Source organism: Deinococcus sp. AB2017081, assembly GCF_034440735.1.
GTDB lineage: Bacteria > Deinococcota > Deinococci > Deinococcales > Deinococcaceae > Deinococcus > Deinococcus rufus.
The window spans coordinates 414,395-438,135 of record NZ_CP140098.1 but is presented as its reverse complement, the minus strand read 5'-3'; the positions used below and the strand labels follow the sequence as shown (position 1 = coordinate 438,135).

The window sequence follows — 23,741 nt, the reverse complement described above, 5'->3', positions numbered from 1 at the left end:
GCGGTGATTGCAGAAATGCGACAGCCGCCGCTCAGATCAGCGGCGGCAGCATCCGCACGTCGAGCACGGCGCCCACAGTCTCGTGCTCGTTCCGCTGTTCGCTGAGTCGGGCGAAGGCCCCAGGCGTCAGGCCGGCCAGGGCGCGGAATTCGCGGGTGAGATGCGCCTGATCCGAGAAACCCATGTCGTAGGCCAGGGCCGCCAGGGGTGTATCTGGAGCCCGGCGCAGTTGCAGACTCGAGAGTTCGAACCGGATCAGCCGGGCCAGGGTCTTGGCCCCGATCCCGACCTCCTGCTGGAACTGTCGTTCCAGTGTGCGGGTGCTGAGCCTGAGCGTGTCGGCCAGGTCGACCATGCGGCGCTGCCCATGGCTGTGGTACAGCTGGACGGCCGCCTGCACGCCCACGCCGGGGGCCCGGCCGCGCTCGGCGGCCAGGCGGAGCAGCCAGGCGTGCAGACAGCCGATGGCGGTCTCGGTGTCGCGGTTCGTGAGGGCCGCCATGACCTGCTGGGCGGTTCGCTGGGCGTGTGGCCCTGCGGCGCCGCCCAGCAGGTCGAGCGGGGGATCCGGGTAGCTCCAGCCGAACAGCTGCCGGGCCGCCCAGGGATAGAGTTCGACCCCCACCGCCCGGATCGGGCCGCTCGAGACCATCCGGGTGGGAATCAGCGACAGGCCGCTGAGCGACGCCTGTACGATCGGCATGACCCTGCCGTCCGGCCCGATCTCCCAGCCGCGCCCGACGAAGAACATGAGGTGGGCGGTGTGTTCCGGCAGGCTGACGCGCTGCGACTCCTGCGGATCATCGTCGTCGATCAGCAGATAGGCCTGCACCAGGTGCCGCAGTTCCGGTGAGGAGGGCAGCACGTGGTGCGACTTCATGTCCCCACTGTGGCAGACCCGTCCGCACCGCGCCTCCGCCGGATGGCCGGGGCCGCTGTCGTAAAAATGCAAGACACGCCCCGCTCAGCCCTCCGGGAGTTGCCGCAGTGTCCACACAGGCGAGAAGCGTACCCACAGCCACCCGGTCGCGGTCATGGCGGTGCCCACCCACAGCGCGGCGTTCAGGCCCATGTGCTGGCCCAGCACGCCGAACAGCAGCGCACCCAGCGGCAGCACGCCGTAGGTCACGGTGCGGTAGCTGGCGCTCATGCGGCCCAGCAGTTCCGGCGGGGTCAGCGCCTGGCGCAGGCTCAGGTGGTGGATCGAGGACGCGGCCACCCCCACGCCCTCCAGGGCGTACGCGAGCATCAGCAGTGGCACGGTGGTGGCGGGGGTTCCGTGGATGGCGGGCACGAGCAGCGGCGCGACGCATGCCAGCGCGGCGGCCAGCACCAGCGCCCGGCCGAAGCCCACTCGGACGGCGAGCGGCCCGGCGAGCAGCGATCCCAGCAGTGCCCCCACGCCGCCCGCCCCGAAGATCAGGCCCAGCTGCGCGGGACTCAGGTGCAGGTCGCGCGTGGCGTACAGCACGAACAGCGTGCCCAGCGCCTGCATCGCTCCGTTGAAGATCGCGGCCTCGATGACCATGGCGCGCAGCATCGGGTGGCGGACGACCAGTCCCAGGCCCTCGCGCACCTCGGTGAGCAGGTGAACCGGATGTCCGGCCCGCGCCGGGGCCACCTCGCGCTGCCGGATGGCCGAGATCCCCAGCGCGGCCAGCACATATGACGCGGCGTCGAGCAGCAGGGCGCCCGGTGCGCCCAGCCAGCCGATCAGCACGCCGGCCAGCCCCGGCCCGGCGATCTCCGCGACCGACGCGCTGGCCTGCAGGGAACTGTTGCCCTGCACGAGCCGGGCCGTGCCGACCAGCCCCGGCAGGTACGCCGAGTAGGACAGGTGGAACAGCACGTCCAGCGTGCCGGCGATCAGGGCCACCGGGTACAGCGTGTCCATACGCAGCCACCCCGCCGCCGCTCCGAGGGGGATCACGGCCAGCAGCGCGGCGCGGCCGGCGTTGGCCACGATCATCAGGGGGCGGCGGGCCCGGCGGTCGACCCACACGCCCAGCGGCAGCGCCAGCAGCAGGAAGGGCAGGAACTGCGCCGCGCCCAGCATGCCCATCTGTGCGGGCGTGGCGTCCAGCCGCGTGACCGCCGTCAGGGGCAGCGCCAGCGTGGTGATGGCTGTACCGAACAGCGAGACGGTCTCGCTCCCCCACAGCTTCAGGAAGTCCGGCTGGGCCCGCAGCGCGGGCGGATCGCTGCCCACGGTGGTCATGGAGCGGCCGTCCGGAGCTGCGTGGCCGTGTCGGTGGTGGGCGCCGGGGTCGTCGGAATGGCACTCGGCTGATCTGGCATGGACTCCTCCTGGCACTGATCGTGACCATAACCCTTAAAGATGTCTTCTGAGGTTACGACGGAGGCGGATTGTCCGCCATTGCGCCTTCGTTCACCCGCATGGTCGGTACAGTGGAGGCATGACCGCGCCCGCTGCCGCGTTCTCGTTCCTGGCCGAGCGGCTGTGCCTGGACTTCGCGAACACCGTGGACTGGCACGACACCGACCATCCCGGCGAACGGGTTCACACGCCCGCCGACGTGATCCGCTGGGCCGCCGAGGCCGGGGCCCTCGATGCCACCACGGCGGCGGCGCTCCACGCCCACGCAGCGGCCCATCCCCGCCGCGCCGCCGCGCTGCTGGCCCGCGCCCGTGCGCTGCGGGAGGTCATCTACCGTGTCTTTTCGGCGCTCAGCCACGGCCACTCCCCGCTCCCCGAGGATTTAGGAGCCCTGGACACCGCCCGGCTGGAGGCCGCCCGGCACCAGCGCCTCGTGCCGGATGGCCACCGATTCACCCTGACGTGGGACGCTCCCGGCGACGACCTGAACCGCGTGTGGTGGCCCGTGGCGCTGGACGCCGCCGACCTGCTGACCGGCGGCCCGCTGGAGCGCGTGCGGCAGTGCGCCGACGACCGCGGCTGCGGCTGGCTGTTTCTGGACACCAGCAAGGCCGGACGTCGCCGCTGGTGCAGCATGGAGGACTGCGGCAACCGCGCCAAGGCGCAGCGCCATCGCCAGCGCGCGACGGTGTGACGTTCCCCGCGTTCCCCGCTGTGTGACACGCCGCGCGGCCTACACTGAAGTGCTATGACCACCCGCAAAGAGTCGGACACCATGGGCACGCTGGACGTGGACGCCACCCGCTACTGGGGCGCCCAGACCGAGCGCAGCATTCACAACTTCCCGATCGGCCGGGACACCTTCGTGTGGGGCCGCCCCGTGATCCGGGCGCTGGGCATCCTGAAAAAGGGCGCCGCGCAGGCCAACGCCGATCTGGGCGAACTCCCCCGCGACGTGGCCGACCTGATCGTGCAGGCCGCCGACGAGGTGATCGCCGGGACGCTGGATGAGCACTTCCCCCTGGTGGTGTTCCAGACCGGCTCGGGCACGCAGAGCAACATGAACGCCAACGAGGTCATCTCCAACCGGGCCATCGAGATCGCGGGCGGCGAAATGGGCAGCAAGGCCCCGGTGCATCCCAACGACCACGTGAACCGGGGCCAGAGCAGCAACGACACCTTCCCGACCGCCATGCACATCGCCGTGGTGCTGGAACTGAACGAGCGGCTGTACGGCAGTGTGCAGAAGCTGCGTGACACGCTGGATGCCAAGGCGCAGCAGCACGCCGGGCTGGTCAAGGTGGGCCGCACGCACCTGCAGGACGCCACGCCGATCACGCTGGGCCAGGAAATCGGCGGCTGGGTCGCGCAGCTCGACTACGCGCTCGCGGAGGTGCGCCATGCGGGCGAGGGTCTGCTGGAACTCGCCATCGGCGGCACGGCGGTGGGTACCGGCCTGAACGCCCACCCGAAATTCGGTGATCTGGCCGCGCAGAAGTACAGCGAGGAGACCGGATTCACCTTCCGCAGCGCAGAGAACAAGTTCGCCGCCCTGAGCGCCCACGACGCCCTGGTGCAGACCTCGGCAGCCCTGCGGACGCTGGCGGGCGCCCTGATGAAGATGGCGAACGACGTGCGCTGGCTCGCCAGTGGCCCCCGCAACGGCATCGGCGAGATCGTGATTCCCGAGAACGAGCCCGGCAGCAGCATCATGCCCGGCAAGGTCAACCCCACCCAGTCCGAGGCCATGACCATGGTCGCCACCCGCGTCTTCGGCAACGACGCCACCGTGGCCTTCGCCGGGTCGCAGGGCAACTTCCAGCTGAACGTGTTCAAGCCGGTGATGGTACATGCCGTGCTGGAGAGCATCCGTCTGATCAGCGACGCCTGCCTTGCCTTCAACGACAACTGCGCGGTCGGCATTGAGCCTGCCTATGAGAAGATCGAGCATAACCTGAGCATCAACCTGATGCAGGTCACGGCCCTGAACAAGCACATCGGCTACGACAGGGCCGCCGCGATTGCCAAGAAGGCCCACAAGGAAGGCAGCAGCCTGAAGGAAGCCGCGCTGGCGCTGGGCTACGTCACGGACGAAGAGTTCGCGCAGTGGGTCATTCCGCTCGATATGACGCACAGCTGAGGGCAGGGAAGGCGAGAGGGGCGGCGCTGTCACGGTGCCGCCTCATGTGCATTCACTTCTGGAGCGCGTCCAGGCTACCTTCAGGTATGAATTCCACCGTCAATCTGGGAAACCTGGGCTCGGGCTTCGGCGTGCTGGCTGCGGCACTGATCCTCGCCTACGGGGTGTGGGTCGGTCGCCGCGACCTGGGGATGCGGGCCATGTGGGGCGTGCTGGCGGCCGTGTTGCTGACCTCGCTCCTGCCGCTGGTAATCTTCCGCACCAGTCTGGTCGGCCTGCTGGTGGGGGGAGTCGGCGGCACCTTCCTGTCCACCCTGGAAACGGTTCTGCTTGGCGTCGTCTCGACGGCGCTGGCCGTCCTGCCCCTGTACGTTGCCGTGAACTGGCTGGAGGTCATCCGCAGGGCATCAGACGGGGCTATGCACAGCAGGCTCTAGCAAAGGGCACCGCAACCACGTCTCAGCCGAATATTTTCAGATCGGGACGCAGCGCTTGACCTCCGCTGCATACCACGCTATATTTTCCCTATCACCGTCCGAGAAGGGCGGGTTTTTTGTTTTGATCCCTACGCAGACCCGCCACGCCCCTTGGTTGCCTTCCAGGTGCCGCCGTAGCGGTACTCGGGGTTGTTCTCGGCCTCGGCGTGTCGGCAGGGCGGGCACAGGAAGATCCAGCTCTCGGCCTCGCGGCGCACCACGCGGTACATCACCGGTCCGGGCTGGCCGCAGCGGGCGCAGGGCTTTTCACGCTGTCGGTGCGCCTCGGTCATGGAGGGCAGTGTAGAGAGGCCACGGCGCGGCGCGGTGAGGACAGCATGGAGCGGGTACCGGTTCAGCCGTCGAGCGGAATGAGCGTGATGGTGCCCGAGTCGGCGGCCCCGTCGATGGCGAGCACCTCCAGCCGGCACGGCACGTCGTCGCGGCCCAGTTCGCGCACCAGATAGGTCAGGGCGGCGCGGCGCATCAGCGCGAGCTTGCGCGGCGTGACGGACTCGGCGGCGCTGCCGTGGGTCTCCTGCCGGCGCTGCCGCACCTCTGTGAACACCAGCACGTCGCCGTCGCGGGTGACCAGATCGATCTCGCCGCCCGGAATGCGGTAGTTGCGGGCCACGATCTCGCGCCCCAGGGCACGCAGGTGAGCCTCGGCCCGGTCTTCCGCGTCTGCGCCCTTCATGGATCTATGCCAGCCACGCGGCCCAGCCGGTGAAGTCCGGCACGGCCAGCGACGCGCCGGCCTCCAGCAGCGCCGCTCCGGGGGCGGTGGTCGTGAGCGCCACCACCCGGCAGCCGGCTCCGGCGGCGCTGCGCACGCCGTTGACGGCGTCCTCGTGGGCCAGGCAGTCGGCGGCGTCCAGGCCCAGCCGGGCCGCACCCAGCAGGAAGGGTTCGGGGTGCGGCTTGCCGCGTGACACGTCCTCGCCGGTCACACGGGTCACGAAGCGCTGGCCGAAGCCCAGCTGTTCCATCCCGAAGGCGACGTTGGGCAGGCCCGCGCTGGTCACGAGCGAGAACGGAATGCCCCGCGCGTCCAGGGCGTCCAGATACGCGCTCAGGCCCGCCACCTCGATCAGGGCACCGGCGGCCAGTTCGCGGTAGCGGCCCTCCTTGGCGTCCTCGAATCTGGCGGCGAGCACGGCATCGGGGTAGCTGCCGGTCAGGCGCTCGATGATCTCGGGGTTGCGGCCACCATCGACCTTGGTGTCCAGATCCTCCTCGGTCAGGTGCAGGTTCAGCACGCTGCGGGCCGTCTCCGACCACGCCTGCCGGTGGTGGTGGTTGTTCGCGGTGAGCACGCCGTCCATGTCGAACAGCACGCCCGAGGGTCGCCAGGGCCAGGAATCCTTCATGCGCCCAGTGTCGTGCACCGGGGGCCCGGTGTGCCCGCGTCATGTACACGCGGCAGGCACGGCCGCACCTTCACCCGCCTTCCGGCCCGTGACCCAGTTCGGTCAGGAGGTCGCGGTACAGCCGGGCAGCCTCGGCGCGCACCTCGTCCAGCGTGGCGTCCTCGGGGCAGAGGTCCACGGCGGCGTCCAGTGCCTGGGCCAGCACGGCGGCGTAGACCGGCCAGCGGCCACGGGGGGCGGTTCCGGCGTCGTCCGGCACGCCGTCCAACACCCGCAGGGCGGCCTCGGCAGCGGCCCGCTCGGCGTCCTTCTTGCTGCGGGCCTGACCGCCCGTGCCCAGCGGCTGGCCACCCACGAGCACCCGCGCGTGGAAGGTCAGGTCATGGGGCGGGCCGCTGGGCAGCGCCTCGAAGACCGGGGCACCGAGGCCCTGGGCCGCCAGCCGCGCGATCAGGTCACCCTTGGCATTCATGACCCAGAGCGTACCGTGCTCTGGCCGCGCTACGCTCCCGGCATGCCCAGCCCACACCCGCTGCGCCTGCTGGCCCTGCTGACCCTGACGTGTGGCGTCGCCCACGCCGAGCCGGTGCAGCCGGGACAGGCCTGGACGCTGAGCGCCACCACCGCCGACGGTGAGACCTTCCGCACCACCCTGCGCCTGACCGCCGCGCCGCCCACCGGCACCCCGGCCACCTACCGCGCCGACCGGGGCGTGCTGCTGCTGGACACGGCCCGGCGCACCCTGGTCGCCCTGGATCTGCTGGATGCCCGTGCCGGCGGTCTGGGCCTGGCCTGCGTGGTGGCTGGCCCCCTGGACGCCCCGGTGCTGTCGGGCGTCCTCGCCACCGGCACGCTGTCCGAGTTGCCCGCCCGGCTGGAGGCCGCGCTGGCGCTGAGTGGCGTGGCCCGCACCCCCGCCGACCGGGACGCGGCCCGCCGCGAACTGCGCCTGGGCACCTGCACCCTGACGCGCGGGCCGTAACGGGGCTCAGCGCACCCGTTCGATCACCAGGGCCGTCGCATTGTCCGGTGCGCCCGACGCCAGCGCCAGGGCGATCAGGCGGTCGACGAGTTCCTGTACCGGCAACGTATCCAGCAGCGGGAACAGCTCCGCGTCCGGCACCTCGCCCCACACGCCGTCGCTGACGAGCAGCACGCGGTCGCCCGGCACGAGTGTCAGCGGCTCGTCCAGCGTCTGCACGTAGTTCTCCTGCGGCACGCGCAGGCTGCCCAGCGACCGCAGCACCTTGTTGCGCTCGGGGCTGACCTGCGCCTCCTCGGGTGTCATCTGGCCCGAGGCGACCATGGCCGCCACATACGAGTGGTCGCGGCTCAGCTGCCGCACCGCGCCGCCCTGGCGCAGATACGCACGGGTGTCGCCCACGTGGCCCAGGTGCAGCGCCGCGCCGCGCAGTTCGACCCCGCTGATGGTGCAGCCGCCGTCGCGCCCGGCCATGGCGGTCAGGACGGCGGCGTTCGCGTCCCAGACCATCTCGGGCAGGGTAGAGCGCTCCGAACCCAGGAAACCCCGCACCGCCGCCGCGCTGGCGACCTCGCCCGCCGCCATGCCGCCCATGCCATCGGACACGCAGGCCCGCAGCACGAGTTCGGACGCACCGTGCAGACCGAGCTGCCGCCACGTGAAGCCGTAGCTGTCCTCGTTGGTGGGCCGCTCCGGGTTCAGGCCCACGTCGGTCGCTGCCGCCACGTGGTACGCCGGAAGGGGCGGCGCGGTCAGGGTCTTCAGGGTGGCGAGGACGCCGGCCGGGGTCAGGCGTTCCTCCGGTGGCCCCAGCATCCCGCGCAGCAGCTGCGGCACCCCGCCCACGGTCATGGCCCCCAGCACCGCGTCCGAGGCGCCTTCCGGCGGGAGGGTGCGCCCGGTCAGCCAGCGGTACAGCAGCGCTCCCAGCACCGCCACGCCGCTGCGTGGGTCGGCGGGCTGGCCCGCCAGCACCTCGGGCGGCGTGATGCCCTCGCGCACGGCGACCTGGGGCACGTCGCCCACGCGCGCCAGCCGGGGCGGAAAGCGCAGGCGCACGCCCTGCGGCGTCACGCGCGGCGCGTCCGGGTCGAGATCCACGACCACCAGCCCCTGCCGCTCCAGTGCGAACAGCAGCTGAGTCAGCTCGCGCAGGGAGGCCAGGGCGGTCGGCACTGCCAGCGGCGCGGCGATCGGCTCGCCCGCCACCGGCTCCAGCACGTGCAGCGCTCCCGACCGGGTGAAGCGGGGCAGCGCCCGGTGGGCCTGGGCCGTGGCCCACAGCGGTTCCGGTCGGGCGTAGACGTCCACGCTCGGCCCGCTGCCCACCGGACTGGCGACGAACCACCCGCGCCCCAGTTCCTCGTTCAGGTGGTAGCCGTCCAGCACGTCCCCCACCACCGGCCCGGAGACCGGCGCACTGGGCGCGTAGACCTCCTCCTCCAGATCGTCCGAGACGCCGGACGGCATGGCGGCGGGAGCGGGCGGTGGTGCGGTGGGCTCTGGAATCGCCGCAGCCACGGGCTGCTGGGCGGGAGCGGCCGGCGGCTCGACCACAGCAGGCTCTACCGGGGCGACGGACACCGCCCCCTCGTCTGGAGATGACGTCTCCGTGACTGGGCTGGCTGTCAGAAGGTCGTCGGCTCCCGGCTCCGGCGTGCCGTTCACAGAAATCGGAGATTCGGCCGGTTCAGCCTGTGCCGCCGCATCCCGCCCATCTGCCTCCAGCACGGCATCCCCATCCACCACGGCCACCGGGCCACCGGGATCAAAGGTGCTCAGCTCCGGCTCGGCGGCCTGCACGTCTCCGGCAGCGTCCTTCTTCGCGAACAGGTCGCGCAGGGTCGCGGTCGTGTCGTTCCAGTCGGGCGTTCCCGCGTCGTCCGGGGTGGTCATCAGCCCTGGTGGAAGGTCAGCATCAGGTTCCCGAACGCGACCTCGTCACCGTCCGCCAGCGCGGCCGGTTCCTGAAGGCGGGGCGAGAACGCACTCTCGCCGGACTTCTTGACGTACACGCCGTTGGTCGAGCCCAGGTCGCGCACCATCCACGCCCCGTTCTCGCGGTACAGCTCGGCGTGGCGTCGGCTGATGTGCTCCTGGCCGCCCATGCCGGTCAGGTCGATGTCCACCGGCCCGCTGGAGGCGTCGAAGCGCCCCACGACCAGCCGCTCGCCCTGGAGTGGGATGAACTCGCCCGTGGGTGCCCCGTACTTCTTGATGCCCAACTTCGCGGGCGCGTCCGACGGGGCCGGGGCGGTGGGAGCGGGCATGGCGGCGGCCACGGGCACGGGGCCTGCACCGTCCTGGGCGGCGGGCGGGGTGAGGTCGCCGTCGGGGGTCACGGCCTCCTGCATGGGGAGCGGGGCGGGCGTGGCCTCGGCGGCTGGAGCGCTGTCGGCTGAGGTGTCAGTGAGGCTGTCGGCGGGGGCGCTGTCCATCGGTGCAGCGGGGATCTCGGCCGCGGCCAGGGGCATCTCGGTCGTCCCACTGCCGGTCTCGGGCAGGGGCATGTCCGGCAGGCCGGTGTCGGTGGTGGCGGGAGCCGCGTTCTCGACGGCCGGGGTGGGCGCGGCGGTCTGCGGGGCGCTCAGCTCGACGCCGCAGCCCTCGCAGTAGGTGGTGCCATCGGGATTGACGGTGCCGCAGACGGTGCAGGTGATGGACATGGGTGTTCCTCCAGGGGCGAGAAGCGGAGAGCGGGAGCGGGTCAGAAGGAAATGCGGCGGATCAGCCGCAGGACGAAGAGCGAGAGGACGGCCGCCATGACCCCCAGCGCCGCGACGGTGGGCCAGTGCAGCGCCGCGCCGTTCGCGTACAGGACGGCCAGCGCCGCCGTGCCGGCCGGCAACGCCAGCGGCAGCGCCAGCCACGCCACCTGCCCGGCCACGAAGCCCGCCGCCGCGCCGATCAGCCCGGCGACCAGCAGGCCCGGCGTGCCGAGCTGCCCGATGGCCGGAAGCAGGGCGGGCAACTGCACCAGCCCGGTCACGCCCCCCAGCCCCACGCACAGCGCGACCAGCAGGATGCGCGGCAGCGGCGTAGGGCGCGGAGGCAGCGGGATGTTCGCTGGAGGCGGTGCGGCGGGCGGCTTCGGCGCGACCTTGACTGGCTGGGCCGGGGTAGGGCTGGACATCACCACCGGAGCCGGAGGTGGAGTGGGCGCTGGCGTGGGGCGCGGGGCAGGGGCAGGCGTCGGCGCAGGCCGGGCCGCCGGAGCCGGCTGAGGTTGAGGACGGGGCACGGGCGTCGGCTGCGGCGCCGGCTGGGGGCGCGGGGCGGGCTGCGGGGCGGGTGCAGTCTGCGTCGGCGCTGGAGCAGGACGCGGCGCGGCGGTCGCCTGGGGCGGCCCGATCAGCAGTTCTTCCAGGGCGCGGGCGGTCTGGGGGCGTTCCTCGACGCGCAGGGCCATGGACTTCTCGATGGCGCGGCGCAGCGGGGCGGGGGTGCCCGCCGGCAGCGGCGGGAGCGGCGTGCCCAGCATCAGGTCGGTCGCGGCGGGCGGCATCTGGCCGGTCAGGGCGTGGTGCAGGGTGGCTCCCAGCGAGTAGATGTCGGTGTACGGGCCGTACCGGGCGCTGTTGCCGTACTGCTCCAGCGGCGCGTAGCCGGGCGTGACCAGCCGCGTGTGGCTGACCGTGCGGCCCGGCGCATAGGCCCGCACCGAGCCGAAGTCGATCAGCACGATCCGCCCGGTCTTGTGCAGGAAGACGTTGTCGGGCTTGATATCGCGGTGAAGCAGACCCGCGCCGTGGACGTGTTCCAGGGTCTTCGCCAGCGAGCGGGCGACCTCCAGTGCGACCTGCGGGGGCAGCGGGCCGCGCTTCTCGATCAGGCCGCCCAGGGTCTCGCCCTCCAGGAATTCCATCACCAGATACGCGGTGCTGTTCTCCTCGAAGTAGTTCAGTACCCGCACGATGCCCGGATCGTTGAAGCGGGCCAGCACCTTGGCCTCTTCCAGGAAACGCTGCTTGGTCTCCTGAAATTCGGCCGGACTGAGGTTCCCCGGTGGGATCACGGCCGCCACCCGCCGCTGCGAGCCGTCCACGAACAGTTCCTTGACGGCCACCCGCAGGCCCAGCCGCACGTCCTGCGCGTCGTAGGTGATGCCGAAGCCGCCGCGCCCCAGCACGCGGCTCAGGACGTACTGCCCGCCCGCCAGCGTGCAGCCCGCCGGCAGGGCCAGCGCCGCCGTGACCGCCTTGGCGGCGGCCGACGCCGCGCCGGGCGTGAGCGGGGCCCCGCAGGTGCGGCACACGGTGTCCGCTGCTCCCACGGGCGACCCGCACACCGGGCAGGCCGTGCTGCTCACACGCCGCCCGGAGGATCGGATCGGCCGTGCCCCACCACCGGAGCCGGCAGAACGCTCTGCACCGTGTGGCTCAAGCGCCCGTCATCCTCCGGATGTCCTCGTCGGAGGGCAGGCCCCCGTCCGAGGACTTCAGGGTCTGGGTCTTGGCCCCCAGACGCATGGTCTTGGCGGTGCCCAGGCTGATGGTCTTGCTGCTGCCCAGTTCCCCGATGGCCCGGTCGAGCACCTGTGTCATCGCGCCGTTCCCGAGGCGCTGGGTCATGCTGCGGGCCAGTTCCAGGGTCTTGGCGGCCTGGGCCGGGTCGCTCCTGGCCTCGCGGGTGGCCTGCGCGACCAGTCCCTCGATGTTGCGCTGCTGCACCCACTGCATCACGCCGGGATCGACGCGGGCGGCCATGGCCTCGTCGCCCGTGAACTCCACGACCACGTCCAGCGGTGGGATCTCGCCCCGGTAGTTCGCGCCGGGTACCTGGTATGTGAGGCCCAGCTGGGCCAGCCGCATCCGCGCCGTGGGGCGGGCGGGCAGCGTGAACTCGAGTACATAGGTCGCGCCGATCCCGGCCTCGACGTTCCCGAGCTGCAGCGGGCCATCGACCTGCGCCACATCGGTCTGGGTGGGCTGCACCCGTGTCACGCGATCCAGCACCACGTCTTTCACGGTACGCACGCTCAGGGCGACGTTCGTGACGACCTCGTTGGCCGCCTGCTTCAGGTCGCCCAGCAGCGCCTGCGGCAGTTCCGTGGCCCGCACCGCCGGCGGCTGCGGGTTATCGGTGTCGGGCACCACGTCGATGGGCTGGCCCTGGGTACGATCCGTGATCAGGGTGAGCAGCTCGGTGTTGACCTCGTCGCCCACGCCGACCGTCGTCACGGGGATCTGGAGGCCAGCCAGTACGCCCGCCTGCTCCTCGACGACCGGTGCGTCGAAGGCCTGTCCGTCGGTCAGGAGCACCATCCGGCGGCTGCCATGTTCGCCCTGGAGCAGCTTCGCGCCGGCCTGCATGCCCAGGCCCATGTTCGTGCCGCCCGAGTACCAGTCCAGCCGCTCCACGCCCGCCAGCAGCCGTTTCGTGTCGCTCGCGGGCGTGAAGGGAACGAGTACGTCGGCCATGTCGTCGAACTTCACCAGCGCGATCCGGTCCGCGGGGCGCAGCAGGTCGGACTCGATGATGCCGGTCAGGGCCTCGGTGAGCAGTTCCAGTTTGTTCCGCGCGCCCTTCACGATCTCGTACTTCTTGCCGTCCACGGTGGTGGTGCGGCCAGTGGTTCCGGTCGGCTCGGTCACGACCTCGCGCATGGAGCCGCTGGTGTCCACGACGAACACCACGCTCAGGTCGGGCCGGGCCGCCTGCGCCTGCGCCGTCGGGGTGACGGTCAGGGTCAGGAACAGCTTCTGTCCGGCCGTCTGGGCGAGCAGGAACTCCCGGTGGGGCTGAACTCTGGCATCAAGCATGCGTTCTCCTTCGTTCACCGCCCATTATGGGCAGTCCAGCTGAATGGTTCCCGAATGCGGGCTGAACCGAGCTCACGCCAGCGCGGCCAGCAGCGCTCCAGGGTCTGGCCACACGACCTCCCGCCCCGGCCAGCCGTCGACATCGTCCTCGCGGGTGGCCACCTCCCGTCCGCCGCGCACCCCGTACCACGCGCGCACCGGGTTGCCCTCCAGCGTGGCGAGCCCCACGCTCCGCGCCCCGGCGGCCTGCACGCCCTCCACGGCGGCCCGCAGCAGCGCACGGCCGTGCCCCTGTCCGCGCGACGCCGGGCGGACAGGCAGCGCCATGACCTCGGCGTCCGTCCCGTGGGACGGGCCGCACCGCGCCAGGACGTAGCCCGCGATCTCGCCGGCGTCCTCCGCGACGAGCAGGAGATCGTCCGGGTACTGCGCAGGCCACGGCCGCCAGTCGCCGGTCTGTGCCTCCACCGTCACGCCGTCCCAGAAGCCTGGCGGGACGTGGGGCGCGTGGTCGAGACGGCAGGTGCAGACCTGCACGGCCGCGACGGCCGGAGCATCGGCCACGGTGAACGGGCGCACGCTGGACATGATCGCCAGTGTGCGCCCGTCCGGGAGCGGAACGGATCGTCCGGTTGGCCTACGCCTGGGGCTGCAGTTCCACCTTGATCCAGCCGGGCTGGCGCTGGTCGAAGGCCTCGTAGGCCTCGATGGCGCTGTCCATGTGCTCGTGCTGCGTGATGACCTTCGTGGGATCGACCACGCCCGCGGCCACGTACTCCAGCAGCTTCGGGATATAGGTGCGGTGGTTGCAGTTGCCCATGCGCACGGTCAGGTTCTTGTTCATGGCCTTGCCCAGCGGGTAGCTCTCGACGCTCGGCGAGTACACGCCGATGATGCCGATCTGCCCGGCCTTGCGCACCATCCCGACCGCCCATTCGGCCGCCTGGGTGGGCGCGTCGCCCGGCACCCACTGGCCGTTCTCCGGCTTGGCGTCCGGCGCGACCGTCTCCACCGTCTCCTCGTCCTGCTTCGCCTTCTTGGCATCGGGCTTCGCGGGGCCGCCGTGGGCATGCTGGGCATCCACGCCGACGGCGTCGATCACGCAGTCCGCACCGGTCTTGCCGGTCAGGCGCAGGACGGCCTCGACCGGGTCTTCGTGCTCGAAGTTGATGGTCTCGGCGCCGTTCGTGCGGGCCATCGCCAGGCGGTCGTCCAGGCGATCCACGGCGATGATCCGCGTGGCCCCCTGCAACTTCGCGCTGATGATCGCAAACTGCCCGACCGGGCCGCAGCCCAGCACCACGACCACGCTGCCGGTCTTCACGCCGGCCAGCTCTGCACCGAAATACGCCGTGGGGAAGATGTCGGACAGCAGGATGGCCTGCTCGTCGGACACGTTGTCCGGCAGCTTGATCAGGCTGGAATTGGCGTACAGCGCCCGCAGCTTCTCGGCCTGCATGCCCTGGAGGGGGCCGGAGTCCTTGGGGCCGCCATAGAAGGCGGTGCCGGCGTCCGGGCCGTTGGGGTTGGCGTTGTCGCACTGCGCGGTGTTGCCCTCGCGGCACTGCGGACAGTACCCGCACGACACCGTGGAGGGAATCACCACGCGGTCGCCGGGGGCGAAGTTCCGCACGTCCGCGCCGACTTCCTCGATCACGCCCACGCCCTCGTGACCCAGGATCGTGCCCGGCACCATGCCGCTCATGGTGCCCCGGATGAAGTGCAGGTCGGTGCCGCAGATCGCGCTGGCGGTCAGCCGCACGATGGCGTCGGTGGGCTCCTGGATGGTCGGTTCGGGAACGTCGTCCACGCGGATGTCGCCGATCCCGTGCCAGACCACGGCCTTCATGGTGCTGCGTTTCGCTGTGCTCATGGTGCCTCCTGTCGCCTGCGTCGGGCAGGCGTGTCGCGCACCATTGTTCCGGCTGTGGCGTCGCCGCACGTCCGCCACCGGTTCACACGGACTTGGTGAAGTCCTGTGCGCACATTGAGCGTCCTGCCAGAAGGTGTCATGACCACAGTCCGTCCGTGCCCCCTATCCTGGGTGATATGCCCATCACACCGCAGATGCCCGGTACCGCCGGGGCGTGGCTCGCGCGGCTGGACGACCTGTGGCGTCACCGGGAACATGACCGGTCGAACCATCCGGCCGTGCTCGGGCAGGTGCGCGCGTGGCTGGCCGGGCAGCCGGACGCGCCGCTGGTCATGGTGGCCGAACGGGTGCTCAGCGCGTATGCGAGCTGGCGCTCGGGCCTCATGGTCGAGACCCTGGAATCCCTTCAGCCTGTGCTGGCCCGGCCCGGCGCCCACGACGTGTGGGCGTGCCGGGCCATGAACATCCGGATCGCGCTGGGGTTCGAGGTCGGCGAGATGGCCCAGAGCATGTCCCTGGTCGAGGGCCAGCTCGCGCTGTGCCGGGCCCTGGGCGAGACCGAGATCGAGGCCTGTACCCTGCACGACATCGGCGTGATGCACAACGACCGGGGAACACAGCAGGGCCGCCCCTACCTGCAGCAGGCGCTCGAGAGTTTCCGGGCAGCGCAGAACGTCGGCGGACAGGCCTTCACGCACCTGAACCTCGCCGTGGCGGCCACGCAGAGCGGCCGGCCGGAGGACGCCCGCGAGCAGCTGGAACGTGCCATGCAGCTGGCCCAGCGGCATGGCCTGCCGTACGTCCACAGCATGGCGCTGGCCCAGCAGGGTGCGCTGGACACGGCCACGGCTCCGGCGCGGGCCGAGGCGCGGCTGCGGGAAGCGCTGCGGCGCCAGGTGCAGTACGGTGACCGGCCCATGTGGGAGGCCGTGGAGCCCCTGGCCCGCCTGCTGGCCGCGCAGGGCCGGCTCACGGACAGCCTTGACCTGCTCCACACCTTCGTCGCCGATGCCCAGGCCGCTCAGCTGCGGGGCATGGTCATGCAGGCCCACGCCCTGCTGGCCGACCTGTACGAGGCGCAGGGCACACCGGCCGAGGCGCTGCGCCACCTGCGGGCCCACGTGCAGCTGCTGCGGACGCTGCGCCAGGACGAGCATGAACAGCGCGTCAGCGCCCTGGAGGTCATGCACCGCACCGAGTTGATGCGCGCCCAGGCCGAGGCCGGGCAGCGCCGCGCCGAGGAACTCGGCCGCCTGAGCCACACCGACGACCTGACCGGCCTCCCCAACCGCCGCCACCTGCTCGACACCGGTGCGGCCCTGCTGCGCGAGCGTCCGGGTGCAGTGGCGATCATCGACATCGACCACTTCAAGGCCGTGAACGACCGGCATGGCCACGAGACCGGTGACCGCGTGCTGCACGCCTTCGCCACCCGCCTGCGGCAGGAACTGCCCTTGGCCTTCGTGGCCCGCAGCGGCGGCGAGGAGTTCGTCGCCCTGTTTCCCGGCCTCTCCCCACACGATGCCTGCACCCTGCTGGACGATGTGCTGGACGATGTGCGGACGGCAACCACCCTGGCCGATGACCTGCCCCGCGTGACCTTCACCGCCGGCGTGGCCTGCTGTCCGGACGGTGACCTGAAAGCCGCCCTGCGCCGCGCCGACCTTCTGCTCTACCAGGGCAAGACCGGCGGGCGCGACTGCGTGATCTCGGATGGGGAGCGGACGGCGTGACAGAGCCGCAGGCGTCGGAGAGTTCCCTCCGACGCCTGCGAGGAGCTGAACCCTACCGCCGCCCCCTCGACCTCACCTTCTGCCCCGGCACGGTCGCCTGCTTGAATTCCTTGCCCTGCAACTTCGCCTCGATGGCGCGGATCTGGTCGCGCAGGCTGGCGGCCCGCTCGAAGTCCAGATCCTCACTGGCCTGCCACATGTCCAGTTCCAGATCGGTGAGCTGCGCAGCCAGAGTGTCGCGATCCGTGCCCACGGTCTCGGAGCTGATCTCGCTGGGCTGTTCCTCGCCCCGGATGACGTTGCGCACGCCCTTGATGATCGTGGTCGGCGTGATGCCGTGTTCCTCGTTGAAGGCGGTCTGCTTCTCACGGCGGCGGCGGGTCTCGTCCATCGCGTACTGCATGGCGGGTGTGACGGTATCGCCGTACAGGATCACCTCGCCGTTCAGGTTGCGGGCGGCGCGGCCGATGGTCTGGATCAGGGCCCGCTCGCTCCTCAGGAAGCCGGGTTTGTCGGCGTCGAGGATCGCCACCAGCGACACCTCCGGGAGATCCAGTCCCTCCCGCAGCAGGTTGATGCCCACCAGCACGTCGTAGTGCCCCAGCCGCAGGTCGCGAATGATGACCTGACGTTCCACGCTGTCGATATCGCTGTGCATGTAGCGGGCCTTCACGCCCTTCTCCAGCAGGTACTCGGTCAGATCCTCGGACATGCGTTTGGTGAGGGTCGTGACCAGGGTGCGCTCGCCGATGGCGGCCCGCTCGCGCACGCGGCCCAGCAGATCCTCGATCTGGCCCTGGATCGGGCGCACCGTGACCGGCGGATCGACCAGCCCGGTCGGGCGGATGATCTGATCCGCAATGCTGTCACTGACCTCGCGCTCGAAGGGGCCCGGCGTGGCCGACACGAACACGACCTGCCCAGTCTTGCCCATGAACTCGTCGAAGTTCAGCGGGCGGTTGTCCATGGCACTGGGCAGGCGGAAGCCGTAGTCCACCAGCGTCTGCTTCCTGGCCCGGTCGCCGTTCGCCATCCCGCCGATCTGCGGCACCGTCACGTGCGACTCGTCGATGAACGTCACGAAGTCGTCGTTGAAGTAGTCCAGCATGGTGTACGGCGTCATGCCGGCTGCCCGCCCGTCGATGTGCCGCGAGTAGTTCTCGATGCCCGAGCAGTAGCCCAGCACCTTGAGCATCTCCAGGTCGTACAGCGTGCGTTCCTTGAGGCGCTGGGCCTCCAGCAGTTTGCCCGTGCTCTTGAAGTACTCCAGCCGCTCCTCGAGCTCCTGCTGGATGGTCACGATGGCCCGCTCGATGTTCCCTGCGCTCGACACGTAGTGCTTGGCGGGGTAGACCACCGTCGCGTCCAGTTCCGCCAGCCGGTCGCCGGTCAGCGGGTGCACCACGCTGATGCGCTCGACGTCGTCGCCCCACAGCTCGATCCGCAGCGGCTGCTCGTCGTACGCGGGCCACACCTCGATCATCTCGCCCTTGGCGCGGAAGCGGCCGGGCATCATCTCGATGTCGTTGCGCTCGTACTGCATGTTCACCAGCCGCCCCAGGATCTCGTCCCGACTGACCGCAGCCCCCTTCTTCAGGATCAGGTTCAGCGCCGTGTACTCCTTCGGGTCGCCCAGGCCGTAAATGCAGCTCACCGACGCCACCACGATGGTGTCCCGCCGGGTGAGCAGCGAGCGCGTGGTGGAGTGCCGCAGCCGCTCGATCTCCTGGTTGATGCTGGCGTCCTTCTCGATGAACAGATCTTTGCCCGGCACGTACGCTTCGGGCTGGTAGTAGTCGTAGTAGCTGATGAAGAACTCGACCGCCGCGTCCGGGAAGAACTCGCGGAACTCACTGGCAAGCTGCGCGGTCAGGATCTTGTTCGGGGCCATGATCAGGGCCGGGCGCTGCGTCTCCTCGATGACTTTTGCGACGGAGTACGTTTTCCCCGTGCCCGTCGCGCCGAGCAGCGTCTGGAAGCGCAGGCCGGAGTCCAGGCCGTCCACCAGGGACTTGATCGCGGTGGGCTGGTCGCCCGCCGGCGTGTAGTCGGATTTCACCTTGAGCATGGAACCTCCGGGAGGGCAGGGGAGAGCGGCCGCACGTGCCGAACGAATCTCCATATTTTACGCCCCGGACGTAAGGGGAATGTAGGCCGGATGGCTCACGTCGACTTGAGCGTTCCTTCGCTCGCCCACGCGCGACACTGGAGGCATGCGACCACGTCAGCGCCCACGCGGCGGCAGGGCAGCCCTGGCCCCCGCCCTCGCCGCGCTGCTCTGCGCTTGCTACCCGCCGACCGTGGCCCCCGGTGACCTGCCGCCGGGCGGGCTGGACTACGTGCGCACGGTCGCGTGGGGCAGCGTGGAGGCGTACGAGCAGGAGTACGCCCGGCACGCGGGCACGCCGCAGGCCCGGCCCGGCGTGGACTGGTTCCGCAACGGCTGCGCCGACCACCTGACACTGGGCCACGTGCGCGACTTCACGGCCGCGTGCGGGCAGCACGACTTCGGGTACCGCAACCTGCGCCTGCACGCCGCCACGCGCACCGCCGCCGACCGCCGGCGGACGGACGACGTGCTGTACGCCCACATGCGCGAGGTCTGCGCCGCGAAGGACGTCGGGCAGCGGCCGTCATGCGAGTGGACGGCCGCTGCGCTGTACCGCATGGTGCGCGTGTTCGGCGGCCTCTACTTCATCGGCCGCTGAGGGCCCGGGGCCGCTCCGCCCGGTTCGCAGGACGCCAGGAACGCCCTCACCTCGCGGTCGCCCGCCAGCACCACGAGCCGCAGTCCGGGCACCGTCCGGAGCTGCGCCAGCTGCCACGCGGCCTGCGGCGGGAAGCCCCAGATGTCGAGCAGCAGCGCTCGCGAGGGCCACTTCGGCGGGTGGCCGCCGTGCGGGTATCGGCCCAGACGCTCGCGCCAGAACGCCCGCCATATGCATTGCCAGCGGGGCGGGTTCAGAAAGATGACCGTGTCGGCGCGGTAGGCCCGCTGGAGCAGGGTACTGGAGAAGTTGCCATCCACAATCCAGCGCTCGCCCTCCAGCGCGTGCTGCAGACGTTCCAGCCACAGTCCACGTTCGACCGGCACCCAGCCACGCACAAAATACAGATCGTCCAGATGCACCAGGGGCAGCCCGGTGCGCCGCGCCAGCTCCAGCGCGAGCGTGCTCTTGCCCGAACCGGGACTGCCGACGATCAAGACGCGCCGCATGGGGGAGGGCATGGGGGGCAGTGTGGCGCGCGGGCGGGGCCGGGGCATACGCCGGATGGCTGATGTCGCCCACCCCCCACCGCCCGGGCCTACACTCGCTGTCGTATGCGCTCCCGCCCCGCCGCCCTGATCTTCATCCTGCTGACCGCCCTGATCGACATCGTGGGGATCGGGATCATCATCCCGGTGCTGCCGGGGCTGGTGAAGGAACTGGCGGGCTCGGAGGTCGCGGGGGCGCGCACCATCGGGGTGCTCACGGCCGCCTACGCGGTCATGCAGTTCATCTTCGCGCCGATCCTGGGGGTGCTCAGCGACCGCTTCGGGCGGCGGCCGGTGCTGCTGTTCGCCCTGACGGGCATGGGCCTGGACTACCTGCTGCTGGCCTTCGCGCCGAACCTCGCGTGGCTGTTCGTGGGTCGCGTGATCGCCGGGATCACCGGCGCGAGCCTCACGGTCGCCAACGCGTACATCGCGGACGTCTCCGCGCCGGAGGAGCGCGCGAAGAACTTCGGGCTGCTGGGCGCGATGTTCGGCGTGGGCTTCATCCTGGGCCCGGCGCTGGGCGGCTTCCTGGGCGAGTACGGCCTGCGCGTGCCGTTCCTGGCGGCGGCCGCGCTGACGGGCCTGAACGTGCTGTACGGCCTGTTCGTGCTGCCCGAGTCGCTGCCCGCGAGCAGTCGGGGCAAGGCCATGCGCCGCAGCGACCTCAACCCCCTGCTGCCGCTGCGGGCGCTGGGCGAGTACCCGATCCTGCGCTCGCTGGCGCTGGTGTTCGTGCTGCTGGGCCTGGCGGGCCAGACGATCTTCAGCACGTGGGTGCTGTACACCGAGGGCACCCTGAGCTGGACACCCGCCCAGAACGGCGTGGCCCTCGCGTTCTTCGGGCTGCTGACCGCCGCGGTGCAGGGCGGCCTGATCGGGCCGTTCATGGCCCGCTTCGGGGAGCGGCGCACCATCATGACCGGCCTCGTGTCGTCCACGCTGGAGTTCCTGGTGCTCAGCGTGGCGCGCAGCGGGGCGCTGCTGTATGCGTCACTGGTCGTGGGCGCGCTGGGCGGCCTCGCGAACCCGGCCATCCAGGGCCTGATCTCCAAGCAGGTGGACGAAACCGAACAGGGCCGCGTGCAGGGCGCGATCACCAGCCTGAACTCGCTGGTCGCGGTCGTCGGGCCGATCCTCGCCACGAACGTGTACGCGCTGGGCGTGGGCCGCAGTTTCCACGGCTCGGCATTCCTGATGGGGGCCGTGCTGTCGCTGGCCGGCACCCTGCTGATGCTGAACGTGCTGCGCGGCATTCCCGGCACCGGGCGCGGCGAGGTGTCGGGCCGCGTGGTGGGCTGAGGCGCGGGGTGACCGCCCACCTTCCAGCGCGGCTGGCCCGGTCGACCGCCCCGGCTGCCGGTATGGCAGTGGGCCGGCCATGTCACGGCGTGTCCTGAAGCGCCGGCTGCTCAGCCTGTCGGCTGGCGAGGGCATGGCCATCCTGGTGTTCGCGTGGCTGTACTCGCGGGCTGCGCCGCCTGCCGGATCTGGCGTGCTGTACGCCTTCGTGGTGCTGGAATTCCTGCTGCTCCAGGGTTCGGTGTACTGGGCCACGTGGCTGTGGTGGCCCGCTCGCCCCGACCGCGCCGGTGTGGTGCGGGTGTATCGGGCTCTGCGGCCGGTGAACGTCGCGCTGCTGCTCGGCCTGCTGCCCGCCGTGTGGCTGGACGGCCCGCACCGCCTCGCGGCGACTGCGCTCGGTGCGTTCGCGGCAGCGGAGTACGTCAACTACTTCCAGCGCCGACTATCGTACCCGCTGCCCGAGTTCCTGCGGAGGCTCGTGGGCCTGCGTTTCGGCCCGTCCCTGCTGTCCCGGGAGCTGCGGCGCTGAGCCGCGCGCAGGACAGCGGACGGGTGTTCGCTCAGCTCCCCCCGGCCGCGCCCAGCACGTCCTCGGCCACGCTCAGGAAGGCGCGCACGACCGGGCTGCGGCCCTCGCTGCGGCTCCACACGGCCACGATCTCCACGATGGGCGCGCCCTCGATGGGGCGGTACACCACGCCGGGCAGGCTCAGGCGGCTGAAGAACTCGATGGGCAGGAACACCCCGATGCCCGCCGCGACCAGCGACAGCAGCGTGGGCACCTCGATCGCCTCCTGCACCACGTGCGGCGTGAAGCCCGCCGACGCGCACCAGCGCATCACCTGATCGAAGTACGTCGCGCGGATCTGGCGCGGGAAGAACACGAAGGACTCGCCCTGCAGGTCGCTGATCTTCAGCTTCCGCCTGCGGGCCAGGGCGTGCTCGGCCGGCAGCGCCGCCACCAGCGGCTGCCGCCACAGAGGGCGCGAGTCCAGGCTGGGGTCGCGCACCGGCAGCAGCATCAGGCCCACGTCGATCTGCCCGCCCCGCAGCGCCGCCTCCTGCTCCTGCGCGGTCAGCTCGCGCAGATCCACGCTGACGTTCGGGAACAGCTCCCGGAACCGCCGCACGATCTCCGGCAGGCCCCCGAACGCGAGCCCGCTCACGAAGCCGATGGTCAGGCGGCCCACCTCGCCCCGCGCCGCCCGGCGGGCCCGCTCGACCGTCTGGCCGGCCAGCGCCAGCGTCTGCCGCGCCCCGATCAGAAACTCCTGCCCGGCCGGCGTGAGCTGCACCCGGCGCGTCGTGCGCAGCACCAGCGGCACGCCCACCTCGTCCTCCAGGTTCCGGATGGAGTTCGACAGCGCCTGCTGCACCACGAACACCCGCTCCGCCGCCCGCCCGAAGTGCTCCTCCTCGGCCAGCGCGACGAAATGCCTCAGGTGCCTGAGCTCGATCATGCGTGCCCCCACGGTAGCAGGGCGCGTAGCATGACCGGCGTGTCCGCCGCCGCCCCCACCCGCCCCGCCGTGACCACCGCCGTCCTGATCGCGCTGGGCGTGGTGTACCTTGTGTGGGGCAGCACGTACTTCGCCATCAAGGTCGCCATCGGCAGCATTCCGCCGCTGGGCATGCTCGCCGTGCGCTTCCTGGTCGCTGGGGCGCTGCTGTACGGCGTCCTGCGGTGGCGTGGTCTGCCCGCCCCCACCCGGCAGCAGTGGGGGTGGAGCGCCGTGATCGGCACGCTGCTCCTCGGCGGGGGCACCGGCTTCGTCACGCTGGCTGAACGCGACGCCAGCTCCAGCGTCGCCGCCCTGATGATCGCCGTCTCGCCGCTCTTCGCCGCCCTCTTCGCCTCCCTGTGGGGCGAGAAGACCACCCGGCGCGAGTGGCTCGGCATCGGCGTGGGGCTCATCGGGATCGTCCTGCTGAACCTCGGCGAGCTGCGCGCCACGCCCACCGCCGCCCTGCTGCTGATCCTCGCGCCCATCTGCTGGACGTTCGGCAGCCAGTGGTCACGGCACCTGACCCTCCCCGCCGGCATGATGAACAGCGCCGCGCAGATGCTCACCGGCGGGGCCGTCCTGACCGTCCTGAGCCTGCTGTTCCGCGAACCGTGGGGCACGCCCACCACCGCGAGCATGTGGGCCGTCGCGTACCTGATCGTGTTCGGCGGCGTCCTCGCGTACTCCGCGTACACGTACCTCGTCGCGCACGCCCGGCCCGCGCTGGCCACGAGCTACGCGTACGTGAACCCGGTCGTGGCGATCCTGCTGGGCGTGTTCGTGGGCGGGGAGCACGTCGGGCCGCTGGGTTGGGTGGCGCTGGGGGTCATCGTGGCGGGGGTCGTGCTGGTGGCGTGGCCGGGGGAGAAGCGGTAGGGCGTCCAGATTCCCCACCCCCCAGCCCCCTACCCCGGAGGGGCAGGGGGAGCGGCGCTGCGCTGGGCATATGGTCGCCATTTCCGGCGAGCGGGCCTTCGTGGAGGATTCGTTGGCGTGGGGCG

At 71.2% G+C, this 23,741-nt stretch carries 24 protein-coding genes; 9 read left to right on the top strand and 15 right to left on the bottom strand.

All coding sequences use genetic code 11. The annotated features are described in order from the left end of the window. Nucleotides 1-31: 31 nt before the first annotated feature. Both U2P90_RS02110 and U2P90_RS02105 read right to left on the bottom strand, forming a co-directional pair. Nucleotides 32-880, bottom strand: coding sequence for an AraC family transcriptional regulator (locus U2P90_RS02110; protein ID WP_322473597.1), 849 nt, complete (start codon nt 878-880; stop codon nt 32-34). A gap of 84 nt (nt 881-964) precedes the next feature. Then, nucleotides 965-2,218 (bottom strand): MFS transporter, encoded by a 1,254-nt coding sequence (locus U2P90_RS02105; RefSeq protein ID WP_322473596.1) that lies wholly within the window; start codon nt 2,216-2,218, stop codon nt 965-967. Between the two features lie 199 nt (nt 2,219-2,417). On the opposite strand from U2P90_RS02105, the gene U2P90_RS02100 reads away from it, so the two are divergent. The 3 genes from U2P90_RS02100 to U2P90_RS02090 all read left to right on the top strand — a co-directional run bounded on the left by U2P90_RS02100 (nt 2,418) and on the right by U2P90_RS02090 (nt 4,915). Further along, a complete protein-coding gene (locus tag U2P90_RS02100) occupies nt 2,418-3,032 on the top strand; it encodes a CGNR zinc finger domain-containing protein (RefSeq protein WP_322473595.1) in 615 nt (204 codons plus the stop codon). 54 nt (nt 3,033-3,086) lie between these two features. Continuing rightward, nucleotides 3,087-4,478 (top strand): class II fumarate hydratase, encoded by a 1,392-nt coding sequence (gene fumC / locus U2P90_RS02095; RefSeq protein ID WP_322473594.1) that lies wholly within the window; start codon nt 3,087-3,089, stop codon nt 4,476-4,478. Between the two features lie 86 nt (nt 4,479-4,564). After that, on the top strand, nt 4,565-4,915 hold the full coding sequence (locus U2P90_RS02090) for a hypothetical protein (RefSeq protein WP_322473593.1): 351 nt from the start codon (nt 4,565-4,567) through the stop codon (nt 4,913-4,915). Between the two features lie 128 nt (nt 4,916-5,043). On the opposite strand, the gene U2P90_RS02085 is transcribed toward U2P90_RS02090, so the two are convergent. From U2P90_RS02085 to U2P90_RS02070, 4 genes are all read right to left on the bottom strand, one after another. After that, on the bottom strand, nt 5,044-5,247 hold the full coding sequence (locus U2P90_RS02085) for a hypothetical protein (RefSeq protein ID WP_322473592.1): 204 nt from the start codon (nt 5,245-5,247) through the stop codon (nt 5,044-5,046). A 62-nt stretch (nt 5,248-5,309) separates the two neighbouring features. Beyond that, nucleotides 5,310-5,651 carry a YraN family protein gene (locus tag U2P90_RS02080; RefSeq protein ID WP_322473591.1) on the bottom strand — a complete coding sequence of 114 codons (342 nt, stop codon included), beginning with the start codon at nt 5,649-5,651 and terminating at the stop codon, nt 5,310-5,312. 4 nt (nt 5,652-5,655) lie between these two features. Then, complete coding sequence (locus U2P90_RS02075; RefSeq protein WP_322473590.1) at nt 5,656-6,324, bottom strand: HAD family hydrolase; 669 nt, start codon at nt 6,322-6,324, stop codon at nt 5,656-5,658. 70 nt (nt 6,325-6,394) lie between these two features. After that, nucleotides 6,395-6,796: a putative dsRNA-binding protein gene (locus tag U2P90_RS02070; RefSeq protein ID WP_322473589.1), complete on the bottom strand. Its 402-nt coding sequence runs from the start codon at nt 6,794-6,796 to the stop codon at nt 6,395-6,397. 42 nt (nt 6,797-6,838) lie between these two features. On the opposite strand from U2P90_RS02070, the gene U2P90_RS02065 reads away from it, so the two are divergent. Beyond that, nucleotides 6,839-7,306, top strand: coding sequence for a hypothetical protein (locus U2P90_RS02065; RefSeq protein WP_322473588.1), 468 nt, complete (start codon nt 6,839-6,841; stop codon nt 7,304-7,306). 6 nt (nt 7,307-7,312) lie between these two features. Here the strand turns inward: U2P90_RS02065 and U2P90_RS02060 are convergent, their stop codons facing one another. The 6 genes from U2P90_RS02060 to U2P90_RS02035 all read right to left on the bottom strand — a co-directional run bounded on the left by U2P90_RS02060 (nt 7,313) and on the right by U2P90_RS02035 (nt 14,941). Continuing rightward, nucleotides 7,313-9,202, bottom strand: a complete 1,890-nt coding sequence (locus U2P90_RS02060; RefSeq protein WP_322473587.1) for a hypothetical protein — start codon at nt 9,200-9,202, stop codon at nt 7,313-7,315. Continuing rightward, nucleotides 9,202-9,972: an FHA domain-containing protein gene (locus U2P90_RS02055; RefSeq protein WP_322473586.1), complete on the bottom strand. Its 771-nt coding sequence runs from the start codon at nt 9,970-9,972 to the stop codon at nt 9,202-9,204. Before U2P90_RS02055 ends, U2P90_RS02060 begins: the two co-directional genes overlap by 1 nt. A 41-nt stretch (nt 9,973-10,013) precedes the next feature. Next, nucleotides 10,014-11,615, bottom strand: a complete 1,602-nt coding sequence (locus tag U2P90_RS02050) for a serine/threonine-protein kinase (RefSeq protein WP_322473585.1) — start codon at nt 11,613-11,615, stop codon at nt 10,014-10,016. Nucleotides 11,616-11,685: 70 nt separating this feature from the next. Beyond that, on the bottom strand, nt 11,686-13,068 hold the full coding sequence (locus tag U2P90_RS02045; protein WP_322473584.1) for a vWA domain-containing protein: 1,383 nt from the start codon (nt 13,066-13,068) through the stop codon (nt 11,686-11,688). Nucleotides 13,069-13,140: 72 nt separating this feature from the next. Then, a complete protein-coding gene (locus U2P90_RS02040; RefSeq protein WP_322473583.1) occupies nt 13,141-13,656 on the bottom strand; it encodes a GNAT family N-acetyltransferase in 516 nt (171 codons plus the stop codon). A gap of 49 nt (nt 13,657-13,705) precedes the next feature. Beyond that, nucleotides 13,706-14,941 carry a zinc-dependent alcohol dehydrogenase gene (locus tag U2P90_RS02035; RefSeq protein ID WP_322473582.1) on the bottom strand — a complete coding sequence of 412 codons (1,236 nt, stop codon included), beginning with the start codon at nt 14,939-14,941 and terminating at the stop codon, nt 13,706-13,708. 176 nt (nt 14,942-15,117) lie between these two features. Here U2P90_RS02035 and U2P90_RS02030 point away from each other — a divergent pair, with 176 nt between their 5' ends. Continuing rightward, nucleotides 15,118-16,674 carry a sensor domain-containing diguanylate cyclase gene (locus U2P90_RS02030; RefSeq protein WP_322473581.1) on the top strand — a complete coding sequence of 519 codons (1,557 nt, stop codon included), beginning with the start codon at nt 15,118-15,120 and terminating at the stop codon, nt 16,672-16,674. A 52-nt stretch (nt 16,675-16,726) separates the two neighbouring features. On the opposite strand, the gene uvrB is transcribed toward U2P90_RS02030, so the two are convergent. Beyond that, the gene (gene uvrB / locus U2P90_RS02025) at nt 16,727-18,742 is read right to left on the bottom strand and encodes an excinuclease ABC subunit UvrB (RefSeq protein ID WP_322473580.1); all 2,016 of its coding nucleotides are present in this window, start codon (nt 18,740-18,742) and stop codon (nt 16,727-16,729) included. Between the two features lie 232 nt (nt 18,743-18,974). Between uvrB and U2P90_RS02020 the strand changes: the two genes are divergently transcribed. Then, on the top strand, nt 18,975-19,382 hold the full coding sequence (locus U2P90_RS02020; protein ID WP_322473579.1) for a phospholipase A2: 408 nt from the start codon (nt 18,975-18,977) through the stop codon (nt 19,380-19,382). On the opposite strand, the gene U2P90_RS02015 is transcribed toward U2P90_RS02020, so the two are convergent. Further along, on the bottom strand, nt 19,364-19,903 hold the full coding sequence (locus U2P90_RS02015) for a DNA topology modulation protein FlaR (protein WP_322473578.1): 540 nt from the start codon (nt 19,901-19,903) through the stop codon (nt 19,364-19,366). The two genes, U2P90_RS02020 and U2P90_RS02015, sit on opposite strands and share 19 nt — an antisense overlap. A gap of 93 nt (nt 19,904-19,996) precedes the next feature. On the opposite strand from U2P90_RS02015, the gene U2P90_RS02010 reads away from it, so the two are divergent. Together U2P90_RS02010 and U2P90_RS02005 are read left to right on the top strand one after the other, a co-directional pair. Then, nucleotides 19,997-21,232 (top strand): TCR/Tet family MFS transporter, encoded by a 1,236-nt coding sequence (locus tag U2P90_RS02010; protein WP_322473577.1) that lies wholly within the window; start codon nt 19,997-19,999, stop codon nt 21,230-21,232. Nucleotides 21,233-21,311: 79 nt separating this feature from the next. Beyond that, nucleotides 21,312-21,764 carry a hypothetical protein gene (locus U2P90_RS02005; RefSeq protein ID WP_322473576.1) on the top strand — a complete coding sequence of 151 codons (453 nt, stop codon included), beginning with the start codon at nt 21,312-21,314 and terminating at the stop codon, nt 21,762-21,764. A gap of 31 nt (nt 21,765-21,795) precedes the next feature. Here the strand turns inward: U2P90_RS02005 and U2P90_RS02000 are convergent, their stop codons facing one another. Next, complete coding sequence (locus U2P90_RS02000; RefSeq protein ID WP_322474663.1) at nt 21,796-22,692, bottom strand: LysR family transcriptional regulator; 897 nt, start codon at nt 22,690-22,692, stop codon at nt 21,796-21,798. Nucleotides 22,693-22,725: 33 nt separating this feature from the next. Here U2P90_RS02000 and yedA point away from each other — a divergent pair, with 33 nt between their 5' ends. Next, on the top strand, nt 22,726-23,616 hold the full coding sequence (gene yedA / locus U2P90_RS01995) for a drug/metabolite exporter YedA (RefSeq protein ID WP_322473575.1): 891 nt from the start codon (nt 22,726-22,728) through the stop codon (nt 23,614-23,616). The last annotated feature ends 125 nt before the right edge of the window (nt 23,617-23,741 follow it).